The following is a 23,000-nucleotide window of genomic DNA, read 5'->3' as shown; positions in this document are numbered from 1 at the left end:
ACCCGCACGCGCACGGGGCCCCACCTGGCGGCCCGCCCGCCCCGCCCGGGGCGGGGATCGGGTGACCCCCGATCCGCGGGCCCGGCGTGGTGGTGATCAGGGTCGGGTGTCCGCGGGCCTGGGTGTGGCGCCGGGAGCCTCACCCAGGCGTTCCCGGTACCAGTGGACGGTCTCCTCGAGCGTCGCCCGCAGGTCCGGGCGCTCGACGGAGCCGAACAGCGCGCGCATCGCGTCCGGGTGGGCCCGCGAGCCGCGGATGTCCCCGGCGCGTGGCGCGGCGTGCGCGACGTCGAGCCGGCGGCCGAGGATGTCCTCCAGGTGGGCGACGAGTGCGAGCAGATCGATGCTCGTACCGAACGCCAGGTTCACTGGCCCGGGGTGCGCCAACCGGCGGCAGGCCGCGTCCGCGAGGAGCCCGGCGACCGATTCGACGTAGGTGAAGTCCCTGGTCTGCCGGCCGTCGCCGTGCACCTGCAGCGGACGTCCACACAGCGCGGCGTCGATGAACGTCGGCACGACGGCGGCGTGGGCCTGCCGGGCGGGCTGGTACGGGCCGTAGACGTTGAACAGCCGCGCGACGAGCACCGGAAGCCCGAAACTGGCGTGGTACGCCAGCGCGTAACCCTCAGCGGCGAGAGTGCTGGCCGCGTACGGGCTGGTCGGGTACGGCGGGTCGTCCTCGGCCTGGGCACGGCCACCGGAGCTGCCGTACACCAGTGACGACGAGACGACCACGACGTGGGTCTCACCGCGCTGCGCCACGTCGAGCACGGTCAACGTGCCGGTCGCGTTGACGTGGTGGGTGGCCAACGGGTCGAGCAGCGATCGCTCGACGGAGGGCCGCGCCGCCAGGTGGACGACGCTGTCCGCCCCGGTGCAGGCCTCCTCAACCAGCTCACGGTCGGTGACACTGCCGAGCACGAGGCGCACCGGCAGACCGAGGAGGTTCGACCGGGCTCCGGTGCTGAGGTCGTCGACGACGATCACCTCGCAGCCACGGGCCAGCAACGCACGGGTCAGGTGGGCACCGATGAACCCGGCGCCCCCGGTCACCACGACCCTCATCGTCCGAATCACTCCCCATGAACACATTATGCGACGGTAAGCAACAGATCGAATACCCATGGTAATCGGTTTGAGGGAAACGGGCGGCGATACCGCACATCCCGGGGCGGCGCACCCTCCAGGCGGGCGACACCACCCAACGAGATTGACTACTCAGAGTGTCCAATTGAACGGGTGCCGTCATCGCTCTACGGTCGGCCCCGTGCCAGACCTCGGACGCCAGCTCGTCATCGTGGGAGCCGGCGGCCACGGCCGCGAGCTCCTCGACCTCGTCGAGGCGGTCAACGCCGCCAGCGACCGGGACATCTACCGGTTCCTCGGATTCCTCGACGACGGCGAGGTCGATCCCGACCCGCTCGCCCGGCGCGGGAGCACCGTGCTGGGCGGGCTCGACCTGCTGGCCAGCCTCGAGGCCGACTACCTGATCGGCGTCGGCGCGGCGGCCTCACGGGCCCGCATCGACCGGTACGCCAGCGCGTGCGGACGGCGCCCGGCCACGATCGTCCATCCCCGCGCCCACCTGGGCGGCGACGTGAAGCTCGGGCCGGGCACCGTGGTCTGCGCGCTCGCGAGCCTCACCACCAACATCGAGACGGGCCGGCACGTCCTGGTGAACATCGGCGCCGGTATCGCGCACGACTGCCGCCTCGGCGACTACGCGACGCTCGCCCCCGGCGCCCGGATCGGCGGCGCCGTCGAGGTCGGCCCCGGCGCCTGGGTGGGGATGCAGGCCAGCGTCGTGCGGAGCCGGCGGATCGGCGCCGGGGCGGTGGTCGGCGCCGGGGCGGTCGTCACCGGCGACGTGCGCCCCGGACTCGTCGTGGCCGGGGTGCCGGCCCGCCCGATCGACCCGTCCGACGCCGGTGCGGACGCCGCCCGGCCACCGATAGTGGAACCGAGGACGCCCGAACCCCAGCCCGGGGCACCCCGAGCCGACCTATGATCGGAAGGTGCACCGCTGGTTCGACCTCGCAGGCACTGACAACACCCGTGACCTCGGCGGGATGCCGACGTCCGACGGGCACCTGACCCGGTCGGGCGTCTTCCTGCGCAGCGACACCCTGCAGGAGCTGACCACCGCCGACGTGGCCCGGCTGCGCGAGGTGTTCGGCCTGCGGACGGTGCTCGACCTGCGGGCCCGGGTGGAGGCCGCGCGGGAGGGCCGCGGCCCGCTGGAGTACGAGGACGTGGCCTACCACAACCACTCGTTCCTGCCCGGCGAATGGATCATGCCGGACGATCCCCGGTTCCCCGCGATCGTGAAGGACCTCGACTCGGTCGACCGGGTCGAGCACTACCTGGACTACCTCCGCCTGGCCGGGGACGCCGTGGCCGAATCCATCCGCCTGCTCGCCCAGCCGGTGACGGGGCCGGCACTGTTCCACTGTGCCGCCGGCAAGGACCGCACCGGCGTGCTGTCGGCGCTCCTGCTCGGGATCGTCGGCGTCGACGACGAGGCGATCGTCAAGGACTACACCCTGACCAACGAGCGCATCGCCCGGGTCGACGCCCGACTCGCCCGCCGCCCGTCCTACAACCGGCCCGAGGATCCGCTGACCATCGACAAGATGAGCTGCCGGCCGGAGGTCATGCGCGGTTTTCTCGGCGGTGTCGCCGAGATCTGGGGTGGTCCGGCCGCCTGGGCACGCGGGGCGGGCGTCCCCGAGGAGGACCTGCGCTCGCTGCGGTCACGGCTTGTCGGGTGAGGGGGCCTTCTGGTGCGGGGCCGTTGGACGGGGCGGGCGGTCGGGTGAGAAGGGCTGCCGAGTGAGGCGGGTTGCCGGGTGAGGCAGGGCGACGGCTGGAACGGCCGAGGCGAAGACCACGACCACTCGGACACATCACCCGTACGGAACGGACAATAGGAGGCATGATCCGGCGCGCGCCCGTCACCGCGGTCCTGGCCGTGGTCATCGTGATCGCGCTGCTGTCCGGATGCAGCCACATCTTCGAACGGCCCTTCGCCGACGTGCCCGCCGACCTGATCCCTGTGTTCCAGGCCGCGGCGGCCACCTACGGGGTCCTCAGCGCGGCGCAGCTCGCCGCGCAGGCCAGGGTGGAGAGCAGCTTCGATCCCGCGGCCGTCTCGCACGCCGGCGCCCGCGGCATGATGCAGTTCCTCCCGACCACCTGGGCGGAGTTCGGCATCGACGGCAGCGGCGACGGCCGCGCCGACCCCCTCGAGCCCCGCGACGCGATCGTCTCGGCGGCCAACTACGAGGCACACCTGGCCGAGGCCGTGGCCGATCTGCCCGGGGACCGCACCTCCCTGGTGCTCGCGGCCTACAACGCGGGGCCGGACGCCGTCCGCGCCGCGGGGGGCATCCCGGACTTCGACGAGACCCGCGCCTACGTGGCCCGGGTGCATGACTGGGCCGCCACCTACCGGGACCAGCTCTGACGACGTGACATGCTCCACGCCGTGGCAACAGACCGGTCCGGCGAGGCATCCGCGCACGAGCCCCCGGCCGGTCCGGGATCGTCGGCTGAGGGCGCTCCGCTGCCCCCGTCCCTCTCACCGGCCACCGCGGCCTCCTTCTCCTCCTCCACCCCTGTCTCCTCGACGTCGGGGCCCGGCCACGTCGTACCGCCGGCCCGGACCGCGCGGGACGACGCCCCCGGCGGCGCACCGACCGGCCACGCGCTTCCGCCCCGCGGCTCCACCGACGAGGTGATCCGCCGGGTCGAGCTGGCCAGCGGGCGGCTCGCCGCGCGGGCGGTCACCCGGATGACCGAGGTGCTCCCCTGGTACCCGGCGATGTCCGCCCGGCACCGCGCCGACATCCAGCTCGTGGTGCAGGCCGGGATCTCGTCGTTCGTCGAGTGGTGCCGCCGCCCCGAGCACGCCCGGGAGCTGTCCGGCGACGTCTTCCGGGTCGCGCCCCGCGAGCTGGTCCGGGCGGTGACCTTCCGCCGGCTGGTCGACCTCGTCCGGGTCGCCGTCGAGGCGATCGAGGCCGAGGTACCGACGCTGGCCGGCCCGGAGCACGAGCAGCGGCTGCTCGCCGACGTGCTGCGCTACTCCCGGGACATCGCGTTCGCCGGCGCGGTCGTGTACGCGCGGGCCGCCGAGGAGCGCGGTGCGTGGGACGCCCGGCTGGAGGCGCTGGTCGTCGACCATGTCGTACGCGGCGAGGTCGACCGCGGCCTGCCGTCGCGGGCCGCCGCGGTCGGCTGGCGCAACCCGCCGTCGGTCACCGTCGTCGTCGGCGCCGCGCCGCCGACCTCGCCCGAGGTCGCCGTCGACGAGGTGCACCGGCTGGCGCGGGGGGCCGGCCTCGAGGTGCTCGCCGGGGTCCACCACGACCGGCTCGTGATGGTCGTCGGCGGCGCGTTCGGCCCTGACGACGGCGACCCGGCGGGCCCGCCGGCGACCGGCGGCGGAAGCGGGCCCGGCAGCGTTGGGCACGGCGGGTCTGGGCACAGTGCGACTGGGCACGGTGGGAGTGGGTCTGGCGGCGTCGGCGGGTCCGCGGCCGCCGCGACGGGTGCCGGGAGCGGATCCGGCCGCGGCGAAAGCCCGCCGCCGGCCGGCGACGCCGACACCGCGCTGGAGGCCGCCCGCGCGCTGCTGCCCGCCTGCGGGCCGGGCCCCGTGGTGGTCGGGCCGATCGCGGGCGATCTCACCGGGGCGCCCCGGTGCGCCCGCGCGGCGCTCGCCGCCGCGGACGTCGTCGCCGCCTGGCCGGCGGCGCCGTGCCCGGTCTCGGCGAGCGCGCTGCTGCCGGAGCTCGCGCTGGCCGGTGATCCGGACGCGCGGCAGAGCCTGATCAGGGAGGTCTACCTCCCGCTGCGCCACGCCGGCACCCCGCTGTTGGAGACAGCCGGCGCATACCTCGACTTCGGCGCGTCGCTGGAGGCGACCGCCCGGGCGCTCTACCTTCATCCGAACACGGTGCGTTATCGGCTGCGCAAGGCCGCGGACGTCTGCGGTCTCGATCCCGCCGATCACCGCGAGCGGTTCATCCTGCACATCGCTCTGGTGCTCGGCCGCCTGGACGGTGCGTAACCTACAGGTCAGATCGGACCGGATCCCCGTCCGCGACCCGCCCGCGCAGCCCCTCCCGTCGGTGCGAGAACCGTCACACCAAGCGAATTTACTGCCCTGTCACCGAATTCCGGTCCAGAGGTGTGGAGGGGCACTAACGTACCGCCGGAGCCCGCCGCTTTGTAGGACACCGACAACGAGCCGACGAGACATCGGTGACTCGTCGCCAGCGACAACGACCGTCCACACGGGGTTAGGTGAATACGTGCTCGCGATCCTCGCACCAGGACAGGGTGCTCAGACGCCGGGACAGCTCCGTCCCTGGCTGGAACTCGACGGCGTCGAGTCCCGGCTGCGCTGGTGGTCGGCGGCGGCCGGTTTGGACCTCGTCGACATCGGCTGCGAGGCACCGGCGGAGACGATCCGGGATACCGCGATCGCCCAGCCGCTCATCGTCGCGAACGGACTGCTGGCCGCCGAGCAGCTCGGCCTGCTGCCGGCGGCCCCCGCCGGCGGCGCCCGCGCCGTCGTGGCCGGGCACAGCGTCGGCGAGATCACCGGCGCCGCGATCACCGGCTCGCTCACCCCGGAGTCGGCGCTGCTGTTCGTCGGCCTGCGGGGCCGGGCGATGGCCGAGGCGTCCGCGCGGACCCCCACCGGGATGACCGCGCTGCTCGGCGGCGACCCGGACGAGGTCGCCGCGGCGCTGGAGGGAGTGGGCCTCACCGCCGCGAACCGCAACGGCGCCGGGCAGATCGTCGCCGCGGGCACGCTCGAGGACCTCGCGAAACTCGCCGACTCCCCGCCACCGAAGACCAAGCTGCGGCCCCTGTCCGTAGCCGGCGCGTTCCACACCCACCACATGGCCTCGGCCGGCGACGTGCTGCGCGCCGTCGCGGGCGGCATCCGGCCCGGGGCTCCGGTCCTCGGCCAGCTCTCCAACGCCGACGGCGCCGCGGTGCACGACGGCGCCGACCTCCTCACCCGGCTGGTCACCCAGGTGGCGGCGCCGGTGCGCTGGGATCTGTGCCTGGCCGCCATGCGCGAGGCCGGGGTGACCGCCGTGATCGAGCTGCCGCCCGCCGGCACGCTCGCCGGCATCGCCCGGCGCGAACTGCGGGGAGCGAAGATCGTCGCGGTGAAGACGCCCGCCGATCTGGACGCCGCCCGCGAGCTCGTCGCCGAGTACCTGCCCCCCGCCGGAGTGGCCGTGCCGCCCCAGGCCGAGTCCCTGGTCGGGGCGGCCTCATGACAGGGGCGCGGTTGCTGGGGCTGGGCACCTACCGCCCGGGCCGGCTGGTCACCAACGACGAGATCACCCGGCAGGTCGACACCTCGGACCTCTGGATCCGCACCCGGACCGGCATCTCGACCCGGCGGATCGCCGACGACGACGAGACCACGGTCGCGATGGGGGTCAGCGCGGCGGACAAGGCGCTGGCCGCCGCCGGGCTGGCCGCCCGCGACGTCGACGCCGTGATCGGGGCGACCTGCACGGCGCCGTCCCAGATCCCGGGCACCGCGCCGCAGATCGCCTCCCGGCTCGGCGCGTCGGCCGCGGGGACCTTCGACATCAACGGCGGCTGCGCCGGCTTCTGCTACGCCGTCTCCACCGCGGCGGACATGGTGCGGGCCGGCAGCGCCCGGCACGTGCTGGTCGTCGCGACCGAGCGGCTCTCCGACTACACCGACTGGAGTGACCGTTCCACCTGCATCCTGCTCGCGGACGGCGCCGGCGCGGTCGTGATCGGCGCCGCCGAGACCGAGCAGATCGGCCCGGCTGTCTGGGGCCACGACGGGTCGCGGCCCGAGGCGATCCAGGTTCCCGGGCGGGGCGACAACTCGTTCCGCATGGAGGGCCCGGCCGTGTTCCGTTGGGCCATCTCGCTCGTTCCCACCCTGCGCACGGTCTGCGACCGGGCCGGTGTGGCGCCCGAAGAGCTGGCCGCGATCGTGCCGCACCAGGCGAACCTGCGCATCGTCGAGGCGCTCGCGGGTGGCCTCGGTGTCCCCGACGTGCCGATCGCCCGCGATGTGGTGGACTCCGGCAACACGTCCGCGGCGAGCATCCCGCTGGCGCTCGACCGGATGATGGAAGCCGGCGAGGTCGTCTCGGGCGATCCGGTGCTGCTGTTCGGTTTCGGCGCCGGCCTGACCTACTGCGGACAGGTCGTCCGATGCCCCTGAGCACCGACGTCCCCGAGCACCACATTTCTCCCAGGTACTCCACTGCCCCCGAGTACCCCGGCCCGAGCCGCGGCCACCTGTGCCGCGACCGGGCCCCGCACCACCGCCGTACGGAGCTGCCCGCGCGGGCCGCCCGTCCAGCCACCGGCTCGGCCGGAACGCTGATCCCGTAACGCACAGGAGGAAAGCCATGTCGCAAACCGATATTCTCGCCGGCCTCGCCGCGATCCTCGAGGAAGTCGCCGGTGTGGACCCGGCCGACGTCACCGCGGACAAGACCTTCATCGACGACCTGGACGTCGACTCGCTCTCCATGGTCGAGGTCGTCGTCGCGGCCGAGGAGAAGTTCGGCGTGAAGATCCCGGACGAGGACGTCAAGACCCTCAAGACCGTCGGCGACGCCGTCTCGTACATCCAGCGGGCGGGTGTCGCCGCGTGACCCCGACCCCCAGGCAGGTCGTCGTCACCGGCCTCGGGGCTACCACTCCCCTCGGCGGCGACGTGCCGTCCACGTGGGAGGGGCTGCTCTCCGGCCGCTCCGGCGCGCGTCGCCTGACCGAGGACTGGGTCGAACAGCTCCCCGTCCACATCGCCGCCCCGCTCGCGGTCGAGCCACCGCTGGGCCGCGTCGAGGCCAGAACTCTCGACCGCAGCCAGCAGATGGCGCTGGTCGCCGCGCGGGAGGCATGGGCCCACGCGGGCTCCCCGGAAGTCGACTCCGAGCGCCTCGCCGTCTGCGTGGCGTCCGGGATCGGCGGGGTGCTGACCCTGCTCAACCAGCACGACGTGCTGCGGGAGCGTGGGGCTCGGCGGGTGTCGCCGCACGTCGTGCCGATGCTGATGCCAAACGGCCCGGCGAGCACGGTCGGCCTGGCGTTCGGCGCCAAGGCCGGTGTGCACGCGCCGGTCAGCGCGTGTGCGTCCGGCTCGGAGGCGATCGCGCTGGCGTTGGACATCATCCGCGCCGGCCGGGCGGACATCGTGATCGCCGGCGGCACGGAGGCGGCGATCGCCGCCCTGCCGATCGCCGGGTTCGCGCAGATGCAGGCGCTCTCCCGGCGTAACGACGCTCCCGAGACCGCCTCGCGGCCGTTCGACAAGGCCCGGGACGGCTTCCTGCTCGGCGAGGGCGCGGCGGTCATCGTGGTGGAGGCGGCGGAGCACGCGCAGGCACGCGGCGCGCGGGTCCTCGGGACCCTCGCCGGCGCCGGCATCAGCTCGGACGCCTACCACGTGGCCGCGACGGATCCGACCGGTGCCGGCGCGGCCCGGGCGATCCGGGCGGCGCTGCGCTCGGCCTCCCTGGAGCCCGAGGACGTCATCCACGTCAACGCGCACGCGACGTCGACCCCGACCGGAGACGTCGCCGAGTCGATCGCGCTTCGGCTGGCGCTGGGCTCCGCGCTCGACTCGATCGCGGTGACCTCGACCAAGTCGATGACCGGCCACCTGCTCGGGGCGGCCGGCGCGCTGGAGGCCGTGGTCACGCTGCTCTCGCTGCGCGAGCGCGTCGTCCCCGCGACACGCAATCTCGACGCGCTCGACGACGAGATCGCCCTGGATGTCGTGAGCATCGACAACCGGGAGCTCGGCACCGGCGCGGGCCTGTCGAACTCGTTCGGGTTCGGTGGGCACGACGTCTGTCTCGCGTTCACGGTGTAGGACGCACGCCCGGCGCCCCGAGGGAAGACCGTGCCGCCCGCCACGGCGGCGGCACGCCCGGGGGCGCCGGGACGGTTCGCCGGGATCCAAGCCCCGGCCAGGAAATACCTCACGGTGGCCGCACCGGGGCCGCCATCTGCGCAGGAGCAGGCTGATACCGCTCAACCAAGGAGACCTACGGTGAGTCTGTCCACCATCGACCGCACCGATTCCCGAACCCCCGTCTCGCGACTGAGCCGCTTCTTCGACCCGGACACGCTCTCGCTGTTCGCCTCCGCCGACGGTTCGGGTGTCGTGGCCGGCCAGGGCCTCGTCGACGGCAACGAGGTCGTCGCCTTCGCCACCGACCCCACGGTCCAGGGCGGCGCGATGGGCCGGGACGGCTGCGCGCGCATCGTGCACGCGATCGAGTCGGCCGTCCGGATGAGCTGCCCCGTGATCGGTATCTGGCACTCCGGGGGCGCCCGCCTGCAGGAGGGTGTGGCCTCGCTCGACGGCGTCGGCCGGGTGTTCGCGGCGACGGTCCGTGCCTCGGGACGGGTGCCACAGATCTCGCTGGTCCTCGGGGCCGCGGCCGGCGGCGCCGCCTACGGCCCGGCGCTCACCGACCTGGTCATCACCGGGCCCGACGCGAAGGTCTTCGTCACCGGCCCGGACGTCGTCCGCTCGGTGACCGGCGAGGAGTGCACGGCCGACAGCCTCGGTGGCCCCGAGGTCCACTCGACCCGCAGCGGAGTCGTCCACCTCGCCTGCGACACCGACGACGCCGCGTTCGACCGGACCCGCGCGATCACCGCGCTGCTGGCCGACCAGGGCTCCATCGGCCACGTCGCCGAGCGTGAGCTCGGCGATCTGCTGCCGGAGAACCCCCGCCGCGCCTACGACGTGCGGCCGCTCGTCGCCGGCCTGCTCGACGACGAGGTCGTCGAGCTGCACCCCAAGTGGGCGCGCAACATCGTCACGGCCCTCGGCCGCCTCGGCGGGCGGACGGTCGGCGTGGTGGCGAACAACCCGCTGCGCCGCGGTGGCTGCCTCGACGCGCTCTCGGCGGAGAAGGCCTCGCGGTTCGTGCGGATGTGCGACTCGTTCGGGATCCCGCTCGTGGTGCTCGTCGACGTCCCCGGCTACCTGCCCGGCGTGGGTCAGGAGTGGGAGGGTGTGGTCCGGCGCGGCGCGAAACTGCTCTACGCCTTCTCCGAGTGCACCGTGCCCCGGGTCACCGTCGTCACCCGCAAGGCCTACGGCGGCGCGTACATCGCGATGAACGCCCGCTGCCTGGGCGCGACCGCGGTCTACGCGTGGCCGACCGCGCAGCTCGCGGTCATGGGGGCGGAGGCCGCGGTCGGCATCCTGCACCGCCGGCAGCTGGCCGAGGTGCCCGCCCAGCGCCGCCCGGACGTGATGGCCGAGCTGGCCGAGGAGCACATCCGCACCGTCGGCGGGATCGACCGCGCGGTGGAGCTGGGCGTGGTGGACGCGGTCGTCACACCCGGGACGACCCGCGGGGCGGTCGCGGCCGCGCTCGCCGACGCGATCGCCGAGGCCCGGGTGGACAAGAACGTTCACGGCAACATCCCTCTGTAGAGTTCCTCCCGCTCCACCCGGCCCGCCGGCCGGGGCGCTGGCCCTCGACGGCGCTGGTCTTCAGCGGCGCTGGTCTTCAGCGGCGCTGGTCTTCAGCGGCGCTGGTCTTCGAGACGTGGCGGCCGGGCGAGTCCCTGGACTCCCCCGGCCGCCACGTCTCATCTCGGGGCTGCGCCCTCCGGCCCGTGCTCCCGGGCCTCGCCACCGGACGCCGTCGCGGCCCACCGGACCCGCCCGGCGCAGTGGGCCGTCACGACCCAGGGGGCTCAGACCCGCCCGGGGGACGTGGGCTCTCCGACTCAGCCAGGCGGATCCACGTCCGAACGACGTTGCCCATCTGACGGCGGTTCATCCACAGGGCCGCGCGGGCGAAGATCGGGTCGGCGCTGCGCGCGAGCTCGCCGCGCGCGGCCTCCAGCGCGGGGGCGATGGCGCGGACGTGGTCGAAGCTGATCGTGCCCGTCCGGAAGGCCTCCGCGGTCACCGGCAGGGATCGCAGCGCGCGCGCCACCGTAAGCGCCGAGGTCGTCGTGGGGTGGACAAGCCTGCACTCCCGGCGCAGCCAGGCGGCCGCCGACCGGGCACCGTCGAGGTTCCACAGCTCGCGCCGGTCGAACTCCGCGAGCAGGCGGACCCAGCAGGCGTCGGTGGCGTCGACGAGCCGGCGCACGTCCGTCACCAGCAGGGCGAGCTCGGCGTCCGGCACCTCGCCGGGATCCACGGCCGCCAGCCGGGCCACCTGCGCGTCGAGATCCTTCACGGCCGCCTCCTGTCCGACACCCACACTCCACTCACTGGACGCCCCGTGTGCGGTGCCACCCCACGCGCCCGCCACCTCGCAGGCCCTGCCGACGGGGTCTGCCCTACCGACGGGGTCTGCCCTACCGGCGGCCCCTGCCCCGCCCGCGGGCAGCGCCTGCCCACCCGGCCACACCGAGATCGTCGAACACATGTTCGAATACTAGGGCATCGTCACCCAGCCACCAAGCCGCGGTCCGGATACGTGACCGATCCGCAGCCCCGAGCCGCCCGGCTCCACCCTCACTCCCGCCCGCCCGCGCGAAATACTTAGCTGCGCGAAATAAATATCGGCCGGGGCATGTTGTGGACCTGGGAGGTGCACCGCATGAGTCGTTCGGACCAGGTCACGTCGAGGACGAGCGCAGGAGGCACGGAAGAGGCGGGCACGCGGGTGCCATCGTCCACCGGCACCTTCGCCGCCCTTCAGGTGCCGAACTTCCGCCTCTTCCTCGGCGGTCAGGTGGTCTCGCTGTGCGGGACCTGGATGCAGATGATCGCCCTGGGCTGGCTGGTGCTGTCGCTCGGCGCGTCCGGCACCGAACTCGGGCTCGTCACCGCGGCCCAGTTCCTGCCCGTGCTGCTGTTCGGCGCCTACGGCGGGCTGATCGCCGACCGCTCGAACACCCGCAGGCTCCTGATCACCACTCAGATCATTCTCGGTTCCCTCGCCGTCCTGCTCGGCATCCTGGACCTGACGGGCACGGCACGCCTGTGGATGGTCGCCGCCGTCGCCGCGGCGATCGGGATGACCAGCGCGGTGGACAACCCTGCGCGGCAGAGCTTCGTCCAGGAGATGGTGGGATCGGAGTTCCTGCCCAACGCCGTCACGCTGAACTCGGTGACCATGAACGCGGCCCGGGTCGTCGGGCCCGGCATCGCCGGCATCCTCATCAGCCTGGTCGGCACCAGCGGCTGTTTCCTGCTGAACGGCGCCTCGTTCGTCGCCGTGGTCATCGCGCTCCAGCGGATCGACACCGCGGCGCTGGTACGCCGGCATCCCGTGCCGCGGGCACCGGGGCAGGTGCGCTCCGGGCTCGCCTACGCGATGCGGACGCCGAGCCTGCGGATCCCGCTGCTCATGATGGCCGTGATCGGAGCGTTGTCCTACGAGTTCCAGGTCGTGCTGCCGCTCGTGGCACGTGAGACCTTTGGCGGGTCGGCCGCGACGTACAGCCTTCTCACCGGCGCGATGGGTGCGGGGGCCGTGGCCGGTGGCCTGGTCGTCGCCCGGCACCGGCGGGTGGGGGTCCCGGCTCTGGCGGTCACCTCCGGGGTGTTCGGCGTGGTCACCCTGGTGGCAGCCGCGGCACCGGTGCTGGCGCTGGAGGTCGCCGCGCTCGTGGTGGTCGGCGCGGCGAGCGTCGCCTTCATCTCCACCGGCAACGCGACCGTGCAGCTCTCCGCGGCACCGGAGATGCGTGGCCGGGTGATGGCCCTGTGGTCGGTGGCGTTCCTCGGCTCGACCCCGGTCGGTGGCCCGATCGCGGGCTGGGTGTCCGAGACGTTCGGTGCGCGGGCCGGCCTGGCGATGGCCGGCGCGGCGGCGCTGGCGGGATCCGCCTTCGCGGCGGCGTCCCTGCGCGGCCAAGCGGCGCGCGCCCAGGCGGTCCCGGCGGCGGCCCGGCCGCCGGCCGCGCCAGCCGGCGGCCCGGCACTCGCCACGGGCACCGGCACGGCGCTCACCACCGGCACGGCACTCCCCCCGGACACAGCGGGCGACGCCGGCACAGCAGGAGGCACTGACACAGCGCTCGCCACCAGCACAGCGCTCGCCACCAGCACAGCAGTAGGCACCGGCACGGCGGTAGGCACCGCGACGTCGAACGACCCAACGGCTTCCGCGGTGGCCGACACCGCGCTCGGTAACCCGGTCGAGGCTGTTCTGAGCGCGGCGGCCGCACCGCAACGCGGGCCGGCCCTCCAGGACGTCTGACATCCCGGGTCGGGGGTCGGAGATCGCGGGCCGAACGCGAGGAGGCCTGGTGTCGGCGCAGCCCCGCCCGCGCGGGAAGCGAAGACGGGCCCGCACCAGCACGGGACGACCCCAGACCGCCATCTATCGGGCAAACCGCCCGGCACATCGAGGTAGCCTGCTCGCCCCTTGACGTCCTCCTCGCCGTTTCGGGCCGGATTCCGCCGAAAACGGCCACGAAACGGCGAGAAAGAAAGCAAAGGGCGAGTGCGTCGAGGGTTGGCCCGGGGCGGCGCCGACACCGCCCGGCCAGTACCTGTGTGCTGTGTGCGTGTGGTACCTGTGGTGAGGCTCGGCGGCGTCGGTCAGTTGGCGGTGGAGGGGCCCTCCGGAAGTGCCCGTGGCACGGGGGGCGCCCCGCGGGCGGCTGCCCGGCCGAGTTCGGGAAGCTCCCGGAGATCGTCGTGGTGCATCCCGCGGTGTGCCTGGACCGCCGAGCGGTGGTAGTCCTCCGCGACGGCCATGAACCCCGGTTCCATGTAGCGGCGGCCGTCGACCGTCGGGCCGACCGTCCCCTCCATGATGGCCTCGACGTCCTCGCCGGTGATCGTCTTGTGGGTCTCCAGCGCATGGGTGAGGGACAGCACCTCGCGCCGGTTCGCGGACAGGACGGCCTCGGTGCGGGCGTAGATCTCCCGCAGCTTGGCCTCGACCTGCTCACCGAAGGGCCGGTCCGAGTCGATGGACGCCTGGCCCATCTGGTGCTCGATCATGCTCAGCCGGGACGCGAGCGTCTCGCCCATCGCGGCCGAGGAGATGTTGCTCGACACCAGCAGGGTGGCGCTGCGCAGGTCACCACCGACACCCACGGTGTTGTCGCCGTCGAAGAACATCCGCTCGCCGGCGAGCGAGGCGAGGGAGACCATCACCTGGACCTCGATCTCCGACTTCCACATGAACATGCGGTCCTCGACCGCGACGTGCGCGACGAACCCGCCGACTCCGCCACGCCGCTCGATGGTCGCCAGGTCGATGACCCGTCCGCGCTGGGTGCGGTAGGCGACGACGGCGTGGCAGGCCTCGTGCAGCGCGATGCTGTGCCGCTCGCGGGCGATGTGCTCGTGGTCGTCGGCGAGGCCGTACTCCTTGACCACCCGGGCCCGCAGCATGTCCTGCCAGGTGATGATCTCGCGGCCGTCCTTGACGGCCTGCACCAGTGCCTCGTTCACCGTGTCCTTGATCGTGGCACCGGTGGCCTCCGGGCTCATGATGGCGAGGCGCTCGACCTGGTCCGGGGTCAGCTCGTGGCGCACCTTGGCCAGGTAGCCCTCGAAGGTCCGGATCCGGCCCTCCTTGCTGGGGTAGCCGACCTTGTAGATGCGGTCGATGCGCCCGGGCCGCAGCAGCGCCTCGTCCAGCGACTGGGGCATGTTCGTCGCCATCATCACCAGGATGCGGTACTTCGGCGGCGGCTTCGGACGCATGCCGAGGGTCCGCCGGACGACCCGGTTGAGGAATCCGCGGGGCTTCTTCAGGCCGGACATCTCGGTGAGCAGGGCCTGCAGGGTCCCGTCGGCACTGGACCCGCCCATCCCCCCGCCCATGACGAAGTTCTCGCGCTGGGCGTGGTCGCGGGCGATCTGGGCCCGGGCGAACGAGTCCAGGTAGGAGAAGCCGTTGCAGGCGTCCACGGACTCCGCGCCCACCGGCACGCCGAACGGGTTGTGCCCGGTCGAGAAGGCCGCCGCTCCCGCCCCGGCACCGCCCGCGCCGAGCTTGCCGCCGCCACTGAAGCCACCGGCGAGCTGACCACGGTTGCCGAGCGTGTCGGCCTCGTCGAAGAAGACGATCACGCCGCCGTAGCGCAGCGACAGCTTGCGCAGCTTGCGGAACAGCGACTTCACCTTCATGATGCCGACGCCCATGAACATCGCCGAGAAGGCGCCCGGGTCGACGAAGACGTAGGGCTTGCCCGTCTCGCCGGCCACCGCCTCGGCGATCAGCGTCTTGCCGGTGCCGGGCGGGCCCCACAGCAAAATGCCGCCGGGGACGTAACCGCCCCTGTCCTCGATCTCCTCGGGGCGCTCCAGGTAGAAGACGTTCTCCTGGACCCGGCTGACGACGTGGTCCTGGCCCCAGACGTCGGCGAAGCGGGTCTTGATGTCCTCGGGGAAGTAGACCTCGACGCCGCCCTTGGAGAGGAACCAGAAGATGGCGACGAACTGCCCGACGACGACCACCAGCAGCAGCACCATCTGCAGGACGAGCGGGATGGCCTTCCACGCCGCGCCGGGCAGGCCGACCGTCGCCTCGAAGATGGACTGGTCGACGATGCGGGCGTAGACGAACAGGAACAGCGCGAACGCGGCCACGACCTTCAGCGCCCGGCTGGCCCGGTACCGGTTCCAGTCGTTGAGGCGCAGCAGCCGGCGCTCGGCGCGACCGAAGACCTTGTCGGTCCAGAACACGTAGTACCGCGACGACCGCTCGCCGAGGAAGATGTGGATCTGGTGGACCACCTCGAGCCCGAGCAGGGCCAGGATCCACCAGCTCGACCGCGACTGGATGCGGAACGCGTCGCCCCAGGTCATCAGTGGGTTGCCGGAGACGTCCGCCGCGACCACGAAGGCGAAGAGCGCGCCGAGCAGGAACAGGAACTTGGTTCTGTCCCACAGTGCCGCGGGACGTCGGCGCGGCGCGGTCGGGGAGTCGGAAGCGGCGTCGCCCGCGGTGGTCTCCCCCGCGGGCGCGGAGGAACCCGAACTGGTCGCCCGGTCGGTTGCGCTCATGCCTACTGCCCTCGGTCCGTCGGCTTGATGGTGAACGAGCCCGTGACCTCGCCGATCTGCCCCCCGTGCTGGGCGTAGCAGAGCGCTGAACAGGCCAGGACGAGCTGGTAGAGCACGGTCTGGTTCTGGTCCAGCAGGCTGGTCTGGTCGATGGTGACCAGCCCGGCCGCGGTGGCGACCTGGTAGATCAGGTGCACGCCGTGGACGCCGCTGTCCTGCGCCACCTTCTCGTCGGCCAGGAGCAGGAAGCTGGGCGCGAGGCGCGCGCCGTACGGGTCCTGGCGGACGGCCTCCTCCTGCGCCGCGACCGCGTCGTCGACGGTGACCACGAAGTTGCGCAGGTCGTTCGTGGAGACCGCATTGGCCTCCTCCGGAAGAAGATGCCGAACCTGGACGAAGCCCTTCGGCAGCGGCGCGTCGGGAACGAACAGACTGGTCTCGTCGAACTTCTCGGCGGCATCCAGCCCGACGACCCACTCGCGTGACATCAGGCCGCGCAACATCTCGGGGCTCACATTGCGGGCGTCGATGCCGAACAGGGCCGGCCCGGGCATCTCCTGATACGTCCAGGCCGCCGGCACCTTCAGGAACGCGCCGTCATCTTTGTTCGTCACATAGTCGTAACTGGACGCCCCGCACCCGGAGATCAGGACGAGCAGCGCCACCACCGCGGCGACGGCCAGTACCGGGGCTGACCTCGGCCTCGGCCCTGGCCGGGGTCGTGGCAGCGGTCGCGGCCAGTGGCCACGACTTGTAACCTCCACGGCGATCCTCCAGCCTCGCGAGGTCGATCCCATGGTGCGACACCGGGCCCTGGATACACCGTTGACCGGCGGGTCGGGCCATGGATCTCTCATTTCCCACGGTAAGTGTGACTCATTCCGGCGCACCGTCGAAGAGCCTTCACCGGAAAGAGGCATTGCGGGTACCCTCCGCTGTCACGACCGGCTCCCCCGGTTCGCTTCCGACGTCGGGTTCCACCCTGCGGCGCGTCTCTGCCTGCCGCCAGTCGGGCGGTTGACAACACCCCACCGCCTGGACAGTTCCGGCGACGGGGGCACACTGTGGTGCATGGCGCATTACCGGCGCGGCCGCAAGGTTCCAGCGCTACCCCCGGTGCGCAGGCACATCGTCGGCGGCCTGACCGTGGTGGCCGTGTTCGTGATGGTTGGTCTGACGGTGTGGCGCCCACTCGCGGCGCTGCCGGCCCTCGTCGTCATCGCCGCTCTCGGCGTGCTGGACTACGTGATCGTCACGACGTCACCGGCCGCGCGGAACCTGCCCTCCGGCCCGCTGAGCGGCCGCGAGCTCGACTGGGAGTCCGGGCTGATCGAGGCCGCGCCCGGGCTCGTCGACGCCCCCACCCAGATGCTGCCGCGCCTCACCTTCGGCTACCCCCGCGACGACGCCGAGGACGTCCCCGAACCAGACGCCGAGGACGTCCACACGATGGCCATCGACATGCGCGGCTACCTGGACGAGACCGGCCCCGTCCGCATGCACTAGCCGTCGTGCACTAGCCGTCGCGCTTGGAGTCGTGCTCGGGTAGGAGGGCCAGCACCGTGTCCGCGGCGGCTCGGACGTCGGCGGCGCTGCCGCCGCGGCGGCCGGCTGCCAGCCCGACCAGGAACCCCGTCAGCGGGGCGGCGGGGCGCGTGACGCCGTGGGCGACATCCCGGGCGAGGTCGAGGATGAGCGTGGCGTCCACGGAACCGGGTTCCAGGCCGAGCGCGGTACTCGCCCGGCTCACCCACTCGTCCAGAACATCGCCGAGGCGCTGAGCCTCACCACCGGCCGCCCCGGGTGCGACCGCCGCACCAGTGCTTGCGGGGCGCTCGGCCGCCGAGGGCCCGCCCGCCTCGTTGTCGTCTGTCATCAGGGCATCGTGCCCGAGCCGTGCGTTCCGGGGACCGCCCGGGCCCGGGCCGCCGCCAGCGACGCCGGGTCGTCGCAGTCAAGGCAGGCGTCGGCGGTGGCGGGGACGGTCCGCACATCCCGCCCGGCCAGCAGCGAGCGCACCGAGCGGCCCGTCGGGTCCGCCGGCAGGGCGGCGCGCAGCGCGGCGGTGCGCCAGGCCGCCGCAAGGTACTGCGGCCGGCCCGCCGGATCGGCCAGCACCGCCACGTCGGTGTCACGGTGACCCGGCGGCTCGCCGCGCAGCGATCCGAGAAGGTCGGCGAGCTCCACGGCGCCGATGAAGGGCAGGTCGACCGCGAGTACCGCTACCAGCGGGGCCTCGACGAGCCGCAGCCCGGCGGCGATGGCGGCGACCGGCCCGCCGCCCGGCGGGTCCTCGCGGGTCCAGCGGACCGACCGGGAACCGGGCCGGGCCGGGCGCGGCGGCCCGACGATGACGATCCGCTCGGCCGCGCCGGCGGCGGCGAGCACCCTGTCCAGCAGCCGCAGGCCACCGACAACGGCGCTGGCCTTGTCCTGGCCGCCGAGCCGCCGGGAGTGGCCGCCGGCGAGGACCAGCGCGTCCCACGGATCGCCCAGCTCCCCCGACGGCGACGGCGACGGCGACGGCGACGGCGAGAGTGGTGTCACCCGCCGATCGCCGACATCGGCCGGGCTGGCTGGTGGAAGCCCGGCGCGTCGATGCCGTGGCCGGCGTGTTTCCCCCACACCGCGCGGACCCAGCGGTCGGCGAGGTCGTCGTCGGTGGCGCCGGACCGCATCGGGCCGCGCAGGTCGGATTCGTCCCGGGCGAACAGGCAGTTGCGGACCTGCCCGTCCGCGGTGAGCCGGACCCGGTCGCAGGCCGCGCAGAACGGCGCGGACACCGAGCCGATCACCCCGACGGTGCCCGGCCCCCCGTCGACGGCGAACAGCTCGGCGGGTGCGCTCCCCCGCCCCGGCAACGCGGTCAGGACGAACTCCGCCTCCAGCCGGGTCAGGATCTCGCCGGCCGTGATCATCTCGGTGCGGCGCCAGCCGTGCTGGGCGTCCAGCGGCATCTGTTCGATGAAGCGCAGCTCGTAGCCGCGCGCGAGGCACCAGCGCAGCAGCGGCGCGGCCTCGTCGTCGTTCAGGCCACGGAGGAGCACCGCGTTCACCTTCACCGGGATCAGCCCGGCGTCGGCCGCGGCGGCGAGGCCGCCCAGGACGTCGTCGAGCCGGTTCCGGCGGGTGATCCGGGCGAAGCGCTCCGGGCGAAGCGTGTCCAGGGAGACGTTGACGCGGTCCAGGCCGGCGGCGGCGAGCGGGCCGGCCAGGCCGGCCAGGCGCAGGCCGTTGGTGGTGAGCGAGAGCTCGGGCCGGGGCGAGAGCGCCGCCATCCGCTCGACCAGGCGCACCAGCCCCGGACGCAGTGTGGGCTCGCCGCCGGTCAACCGGATCTCGGTGACGCCCAGCCGGGCCACCGCGATCGTGACCAGCCGCAGGATCTCGTCGTCGGTGAGGAGCAGCGGATTCGGCAGCCAGTCGAGCCCCTCGGCGGGCATGCAGTAGCTGCAGCGGAGGTTGCACCGGTCGGTCAGCGACACCCGAAGGTCGGTGGCGACCCGCCCGTGGGAATCGGTCAACCGCATCTCATCAGAGTAGGTGCCCTCAGAACAGGACACACGCGTTGTCCGGCCCACCCCGGGCGATCTCCGGCCCCGCCTGGAGCGGCATGGACGTCCGCCGGAGACCGGGCTCACCACCGAAAGCGCCCGCCGCCGCCACGGCGTCGGGCGGGCCTGCAAAACTACGACAGGCACAACCAGGCCAGGCACGGCTCGGCACGACGCGGCACCCGGGGTCCGGGGCACGACCGCTCGGTGCCCGCCGCGCCGGGCCTCACTGATTCCCTCGCCTCCGCCGGAGGTACCGGAGGTCGCGGGCTCCCGCCGGGAGGCCGCGCCGCCGCCAGGAGAGCGACGTACAGCGACACATGCGGGAGGACGGCGCAATGCGGGTCTTCGGGGTCGACATCGGTGGGACGGGCATCAAGGGCGCCCCGGTCGACATCGAGGACGGCACTCTGGCTGCGCCGCGGTTCCGGCTCCCGACGCCGCAGCCCGCGGACCCGGAGTCGGTCGCGCGGACCGTCGCGGAGGTCGTCGCGCACTTCGAGTGGACGGGCCCGGTCGGCGCCACGTTCCCGGCGGTGATCAAGTCCGGGGTCGCCCGCACCGCCGCGAACGTCGACGAGGCCTGGATCGACACCGACGTCTCCGCGGTGCTCGGCGGGGCACTCGGGCCGGCGCTGGCCGGCTCGGAGGTCGCCGTCGTCAACGACGCCGACGCCGCCGGGATGGCCGAGATGGCGTTCGGCGCCGGCCGTGACACCTCCGGCCTCGTCGTCATGACGACGTTCGGCACCGGGATCGGGACGGCGCTGTTCCTGCACGGCCAGCTCGTACCGAACACCGAGCTGGGGCACCTGGAGATCCACGGCCACGACGCGGAGACACAGGCCTCCGAGGCCGTCCGGGAGCGTGAGAATCTCTCCTGGGAGAAGTGGGCCAAGCGGGTCAACCGCTACCTGAGCACCCTCGAGGCCCTGCTGTGGCCGGATCTGATCATCATCGGCGGCGGCGCCAGCCGGAAGGCGGAGAAGTTCTTCGACCACCTCGAACTGCGCACGAAGGTGGTGCCCGCCCAGCTCCAGAACGAGGCGGGCGTCGTCGGGGCGGCGCTGTACGCCGGCGGTGACCAGACCCGCGCCCGGCCCGCCCCGCGCCCGGCGCGCCGGCGCGGGCCGGCGACCCGGCCGCCCGGCGGCCGTCGCCCCTGAGCTCCGGCCCCGGCGCCCGGCGGGTGGGCACGATCATGCCGCCCGGCCGGGTGGGCGCCGGGGCGGTGATGCGTCACACCCGGGCCCGGGACGGGCCCCCGACGTGTTCAGAACCCTCAACGAGGGTCAGACTGTGCGTGTCGCCCGCCGCAATGCGACCGTCCGGCGCCATCGATGGCAGGCTGTCATCTACCGGGACGCATGGCGGCGAGGCGGTTTCGCGCGCACTCGTGCGCCGGTGCGCCCTCGGGGTGTCCGACAGGGCACCCCGCACGCTCGGCCGCACGGCAGGAGATCGACGGGAGGAGAAGGCGCCATGCGCGAGCTGCGGGCGGTCGCACTCAGCGAGGACGGCGGTTATCTCGTGCTCGCCGACGCCGCCGGGCGCGCGGATGCGGAACAGTTCCGCGTCGCGGTGGACGATCGGCTGCGCGCGGCGCTGCGCGGAGCCCGACGTAGTGAAGTACGCGCGGAAAGCGCGCTGACCCCCCGTGAGATCCAGGCCCGGCTTCGGGCCGGTGAGACCGCCGCCGACGTCGCGCGGGCCGCGGGCATCCCGGTGGAGCGGGTCGAGCGCTACGAGGGGCCGGTGCTGGCCGAACGCGCCCGGGTGGTCCAGGAGGCGCGCGCCGCGCTGCTGCCCAAGGATCCGGGCGGGGTGCCCGGCCGTCCCCTCGGCGAGGTGGTCGACGCACGGCTGCTCAGCGTGCAGGACGACCCGGACACCGCCCAGTGGGACGCCTGGCGCCGGGTGGACGGGATCTGGCTGGTCCAGCTCACCTCGGACAGCAGGTGCGCCCGGTGGACGTGGGACCCGGTGGTGCGCCGGGTGCGCCCGCACGACGACGCGGCCCGGGCGCTGGTCGCCCCCGAATCGGCGGAGCCGCCCGCCCCGCAGCCGGCGCAGCCGCCCGTGCGCGCCGCCGGCCCGGCGCTGACCCTGGTGCACGACCAGGGCGCGGCGGCGGCCTACCCGACGCAGTCCGCGGCCGGTGGACCCGGCCAGCAGCTTCCGGGAACGCAGTCCTCGACGGCTCCCCTCTCGGCCTTCCCCGCTCCGGCGGCTGTCAACGGGACGGGCTACCTCCCCAGCGCGGCTGCGCCGGGGTACGGGCCGTCGCCGGCCCAGGGGCCCGCGGGCGAGTCTCCGGACCGCCGCCCGGCCGAGCGGGCCGGCGACGACTACGCCACGGACCACACCACTCCTGATCACGGGGCGCCCGACTACGCGACCCCCGGCTACGAGAACACCGGTTACGAAGCCTCCGGCTATGGAGGCTCCGCTCAGGAAGCCGTCGGCCAGGACGCCGCGACGCGGGCGAACACGGGGCAGGGAGCCGGCGGCCACGGCACCTCGCCGGACCAGGCTGGCCCGGACGAGTACCAGGGCCCGGTGGCCGCCCCCACCGCGAGCCGTACGGCCGGCGCGGCGCGGCGCAGCATGCCCGGTGCGTGGCCGGCGGCCCAGGGTGGGGCCCCGGGCCTGTCCGGGCGGCACAGCGGCGCGGGAGGCCGGCGCACCACGCCCCCGAGCCGGTTCGGCTCCCGGGAGCGCGCCGTTCCGCCGCCGACACCGGCGGCCGAGCCGAGGTCGCTGCCGAACCCGGATACCGAGTACTCCGAGGTGGCCGCCACCGCCGTCGACGCGGCGGCGGCCAACGAGGCGGAGTTCGGCCACGCCGGCGCGGCTGACATGGAGTCCACCAGGACAGACCTGGTCGCGGTGGCCGAGGCGGCCCTCGCCCCGGCGCCGGAAGCGGCCGAGCCCGGCATCCCGAGCGAGGACGCCCAGGACACCCCGGGCGGCTCGGCCGACCCGGACGAGACCGTTCAGGCCGCGCACGCCGCCGGTCTGGACGAGGACGACGAAGACCAGGACACCGAGGACGGCGGCGACCGGTCGGTGAGCGAGGCCGCGCCCGGCGGGGCCGGGCAGCCCGCGGCTCCCGCGCCGACAGGGCAGCCGGTGCTCCGACCGGCCGCGATCGTGCCGCCTGCGGCCGCGGAGCCGGCACGGGAACCCACGACGCCGGTGGAGCGGGTGCCGCGCCGTCCGGCGGCCACCGCCGCCCGCCGGCCAGCTGTCGCCCGCACCGCTGGCGGTGCCCGTTCACTCGGGGCGCTCGCGGCAGCCGCTGAGGACCTGGACGGCGGCACTGCGGCCTCGGCGGCTCCGGCTGGTGGCGGCCGAGGCGCCGCTGCCCCGGGGCGCGGCGGAGCACCGCGCCGGCCGGCAGCGGGCCGGGCCACACCGGCCCGGGCCGAGGGCGGCCCGGCAGGCCGCCCTCGGCC

At 73.9% G+C, this 23,000-nt stretch carries 21 protein-coding genes; 14 read left to right on the top strand and 7 right to left on the bottom strand.

The genetic code is table 11. The annotated features are described in order from the left end of the window. Window positions 1-96 precede the first annotated feature (96 nt). On the bottom strand, window positions 97-1,065 hold the full coding sequence (locus MXD62_RS28005) for an NAD-dependent epimerase/dehydratase family protein (RefSeq protein WP_248832385.1): 969 nt from the start codon (window positions 1,063-1,065) through the stop codon (window positions 97-99). Window positions 1,066-1,267: 202 nt separating this feature from the next. Between MXD62_RS28005 and MXD62_RS28000 the strand changes: the two genes are divergently transcribed. From MXD62_RS28000 to MXD62_RS27955, 10 genes are all read left to right on the top strand, one after another. Beyond that, on the top strand, window positions 1,268-2,008 hold the full coding sequence (locus MXD62_RS28000; RefSeq protein WP_248832384.1) for a NeuD/PglB/VioB family sugar acetyltransferase: 741 nt from the start codon (window positions 1,268-1,270) through the stop codon (window positions 2,006-2,008). 7 nt (window positions 2,009-2,015) lie between these two features. After that, window positions 2,016-2,771 carry a tyrosine-protein phosphatase gene (locus tag MXD62_RS27995; RefSeq protein WP_248832383.1) on the top strand — a complete coding sequence of 252 codons (756 nt, stop codon included), beginning with the start codon at window positions 2,016-2,018 and terminating at the stop codon, window positions 2,769-2,771. Between the two features lie 164 nt (window positions 2,772-2,935). Continuing rightward, the gene (locus MXD62_RS27990; RefSeq protein WP_248832382.1) at window positions 2,936-3,466 is read left to right on the top strand and encodes a transglycosylase SLT domain-containing protein; all 531 of its coding nucleotides are present in this window, start codon (window positions 2,936-2,938) and stop codon (window positions 3,464-3,466) included. 9 nt (window positions 3,467-3,475) lie between these two features. Further along, entirely contained in the window at window positions 3,476-5,074 is a 1,599-nt protein-coding gene (locus MXD62_RS27985) for a helix-turn-helix domain-containing protein (RefSeq protein WP_248832381.1), read from the top strand. Between the two features lie 244 nt (window positions 5,075-5,318). Beyond that, window positions 5,319-6,305, top strand: a complete 987-nt coding sequence (locus MXD62_RS27980) for an ACP S-malonyltransferase (protein ID WP_248832380.1) — start codon at window positions 5,319-5,321, stop codon at window positions 6,303-6,305. After that, the gene (locus MXD62_RS27975; protein ID WP_248832379.1) at window positions 6,302-7,240 is read left to right on the top strand and encodes a beta-ketoacyl-ACP synthase III; all 939 of its coding nucleotides are present in this window, start codon (window positions 6,302-6,304) and stop codon (window positions 7,238-7,240) included. Before MXD62_RS27980 ends, MXD62_RS27975 begins: the two co-directional genes overlap by 4 nt. Continuing rightward, window positions 7,231-7,413 (top strand): hypothetical protein, encoded by a 183-nt coding sequence (locus tag MXD62_RS27970; RefSeq protein WP_248832378.1) that lies wholly within the window; start codon window positions 7,231-7,233, stop codon window positions 7,411-7,413. Before MXD62_RS27975 ends, MXD62_RS27970 begins: the two co-directional genes overlap by 10 nt. A gap of 17 nt (window positions 7,414-7,430) precedes the next feature. Continuing rightward, complete coding sequence (locus MXD62_RS27965) at window positions 7,431-7,679, top strand: acyl carrier protein (RefSeq protein WP_020458891.1); 249 nt, start codon at window positions 7,431-7,433, stop codon at window positions 7,677-7,679. Continuing rightward, the gene (locus MXD62_RS27960; protein ID WP_071061315.1) at window positions 7,676-8,902 is read left to right on the top strand and encodes a beta-ketoacyl-ACP synthase II; all 1,227 of its coding nucleotides are present in this window, start codon (window positions 7,676-7,678) and stop codon (window positions 8,900-8,902) included. The genes MXD62_RS27965 and MXD62_RS27960 overlap by 4 nt, the downstream gene beginning before the upstream one ends. A 180-nt stretch (window positions 8,903-9,082) precedes the next feature. After that, on the top strand, window positions 9,083-10,486 hold the full coding sequence (locus MXD62_RS27955; RefSeq protein WP_248832377.1) for a carboxyl transferase domain-containing protein: 1,404 nt from the start codon (window positions 9,083-9,085) through the stop codon (window positions 10,484-10,486). A gap of 250 nt (window positions 10,487-10,736) precedes the next feature. Here the strand turns inward: MXD62_RS27955 and MXD62_RS27950 are convergent, their stop codons facing one another. Next, window positions 10,737-11,246 carry a DUF222 domain-containing protein gene (locus MXD62_RS27950; protein WP_248832376.1) on the bottom strand — a complete coding sequence of 170 codons (510 nt, stop codon included), beginning with the start codon at window positions 11,244-11,246 and terminating at the stop codon, window positions 10,737-10,739. A 366-nt stretch (window positions 11,247-11,612) separates the two neighbouring features. Here MXD62_RS27950 and MXD62_RS27945 point away from each other — a divergent pair, with 366 nt between their 5' ends. Then, window positions 11,613-13,220 carry an MFS transporter gene (locus tag MXD62_RS27945; protein WP_248832375.1) on the top strand — a complete coding sequence of 536 codons (1,608 nt, stop codon included), beginning with the start codon at window positions 11,613-11,615 and terminating at the stop codon, window positions 13,218-13,220. 344 nt (window positions 13,221-13,564) lie between these two features. Here the strand turns inward: MXD62_RS27945 and MXD62_RS27940 are convergent, their stop codons facing one another. Both MXD62_RS27940 and MXD62_RS27935 read right to left on the bottom strand, forming a co-directional pair. Beyond that, window positions 13,565-15,988, bottom strand: a complete 2,424-nt coding sequence (locus tag MXD62_RS27940; RefSeq protein WP_248832374.1) for an AAA family ATPase — start codon at window positions 15,986-15,988, stop codon at window positions 13,565-13,567. Between the two features lie 2 nt (window positions 15,989-15,990). Continuing rightward, on the bottom strand, window positions 15,991-16,656 hold the full coding sequence (locus MXD62_RS27935) for a hypothetical protein (RefSeq protein ID WP_085950109.1): 666 nt from the start codon (window positions 16,654-16,656) through the stop codon (window positions 15,991-15,993). Window positions 16,657-17,059: 403 nt separating this feature from the next. Here MXD62_RS27935 and MXD62_RS27930 point away from each other — a divergent pair, with 403 nt between their 5' ends. Further along, the gene (locus tag MXD62_RS27930) at window positions 17,060-17,494 is read left to right on the top strand and encodes a hypothetical protein (RefSeq protein WP_248832373.1); all 435 of its coding nucleotides are present in this window, start codon (window positions 17,060-17,062) and stop codon (window positions 17,492-17,494) included. Between the two features lie 10 nt (window positions 17,495-17,504). Here the strand turns inward: MXD62_RS27930 and MXD62_RS27925 are convergent, their stop codons facing one another. Genes MXD62_RS27925 through moaA form a run of 3 tightly spaced genes read right to left on the bottom strand, consistent with a single transcriptional unit; the run spans window position 17,505 to window position 19,518 of the window. Then, window positions 17,505-17,864: a DUF6457 domain-containing protein gene (locus MXD62_RS27925; protein ID WP_248832372.1), complete on the bottom strand. Its 360-nt coding sequence runs from the start codon at window positions 17,862-17,864 to the stop codon at window positions 17,505-17,507. After that, window positions 17,864-18,535 (bottom strand): molybdenum cofactor guanylyltransferase, encoded by a 672-nt coding sequence (locus tag MXD62_RS27920; RefSeq protein WP_248832371.1) that lies wholly within the window; start codon window positions 18,533-18,535, stop codon window positions 17,864-17,866. Before MXD62_RS27920 ends, MXD62_RS27925 begins: the two co-directional genes overlap by 1 nt. Then, window positions 18,532-19,518 (bottom strand): GTP 3',8-cyclase MoaA, encoded by a 987-nt coding sequence (moaA, locus tag MXD62_RS27915; RefSeq protein WP_248832370.1) that lies wholly within the window; start codon window positions 19,516-19,518, stop codon window positions 18,532-18,534. The genes MXD62_RS27920 and moaA overlap by 4 nt, the downstream gene beginning before the upstream one ends. Before the next feature lie 362 nt (window positions 19,519-19,880). On the opposite strand from moaA, the gene ppgK reads away from it, so the two are divergent. Further along, window positions 19,881-20,708: a polyphosphate--glucose phosphotransferase gene (gene ppgK, locus MXD62_RS27910; protein ID WP_248832369.1), complete on the top strand. Its 828-nt coding sequence runs from the start codon at window positions 19,881-19,883 to the stop codon at window positions 20,706-20,708. A gap of 316 nt (window positions 20,709-21,024) precedes the next feature. After that, the coding region (gene sepH / locus MXD62_RS27905; RefSeq protein ID WP_248832368.1) for a septation protein SepH at window positions 21,025-23,000 on the top strand (1,976 nt) is incomplete at its 3' end.

This window comes from Frankia sp. Mgl5 (assembly GCF_023242985.1).
Classification (GTDB): domain Bacteria; phylum Actinomycetota; class Actinomycetes; order Frankiales; family Frankiaceae; genus Parafrankia; species Parafrankia soli.
The sequence above is the reverse complement of the archived record's forward strand: the minus strand, read 5'-3'. Positions and strand labels throughout refer to the sequence as shown.

Coding starts and splice junctions, on each gene's coding strand:
- MXD62_RS28005 (WP_248832385.1), bottom strand. CDS start 1,065: ATGAGGGTCGTGGTGACCGGGGGCGCCGGGTTCATCGGTGCCCACCTG.
- MXD62_RS27990 (WP_248832382.1), top strand. CDS start 2,936: ATGATCCGGCGCGCGCCCGTCACCGCGGTCCTGGCCGTGGTCATCGTG.
- MXD62_RS27985 (WP_248832381.1), top strand. CDS start 3,476: ATGCTCCACGCCGTGGCAACAGACCGGTCCGGCGAGGCATCCGCGCAC.
- MXD62_RS27975 (WP_248832379.1), top strand. CDS start 6,302: ATGACAGGGGCGCGGTTGCTGGGGCTGGGCACCTACCGCCCGGGCCGG.
- MXD62_RS27970 (WP_248832378.1), top strand. CDS start 7,231: ATGCCCCTGAGCACCGACGTCCCCGAGCACCACATTTCTCCCAGGTAC.
- MXD62_RS27965 (WP_020458891.1), top strand. CDS start 7,431: ATGTCGCAAACCGATATTCTCGCCGGCCTCGCCGCGATCCTCGAGGAA.
- MXD62_RS27945 (WP_248832375.1), top strand. CDS start 11,613: ATGAGTCGTTCGGACCAGGTCACGTCGAGGACGAGCGCAGGAGGCACG.
- MXD62_RS27940 (WP_248832374.1), bottom strand. CDS start 15,988: ATGAGCGCAACCGACCGGGCGACCAGTTCGGGTTCCTCCGCGCCCGCG.
- MXD62_RS27930 (WP_248832373.1), top strand. CDS start 17,060: ATGGCGCATTACCGGCGCGGCCGCAAGGTTCCAGCGCTACCCCCGGTG.
- MXD62_RS27925 (WP_248832372.1), bottom strand. CDS start 17,864: ATGACAGACGACAACGAGGCGGGCGGGCCCTCGGCGGCCGAGCGCCCC.
- moaA (WP_248832370.1), bottom strand. CDS start 19,518: ATGCGGTTGACCGATTCCCACGGGCGGGTCGCCACCGACCTTCGGGTG.
- ppgK (WP_248832369.1), top strand. CDS start 19,881: ATGCGGGTCTTCGGGGTCGACATCGGTGGGACGGGCATCAAGGGCGCC.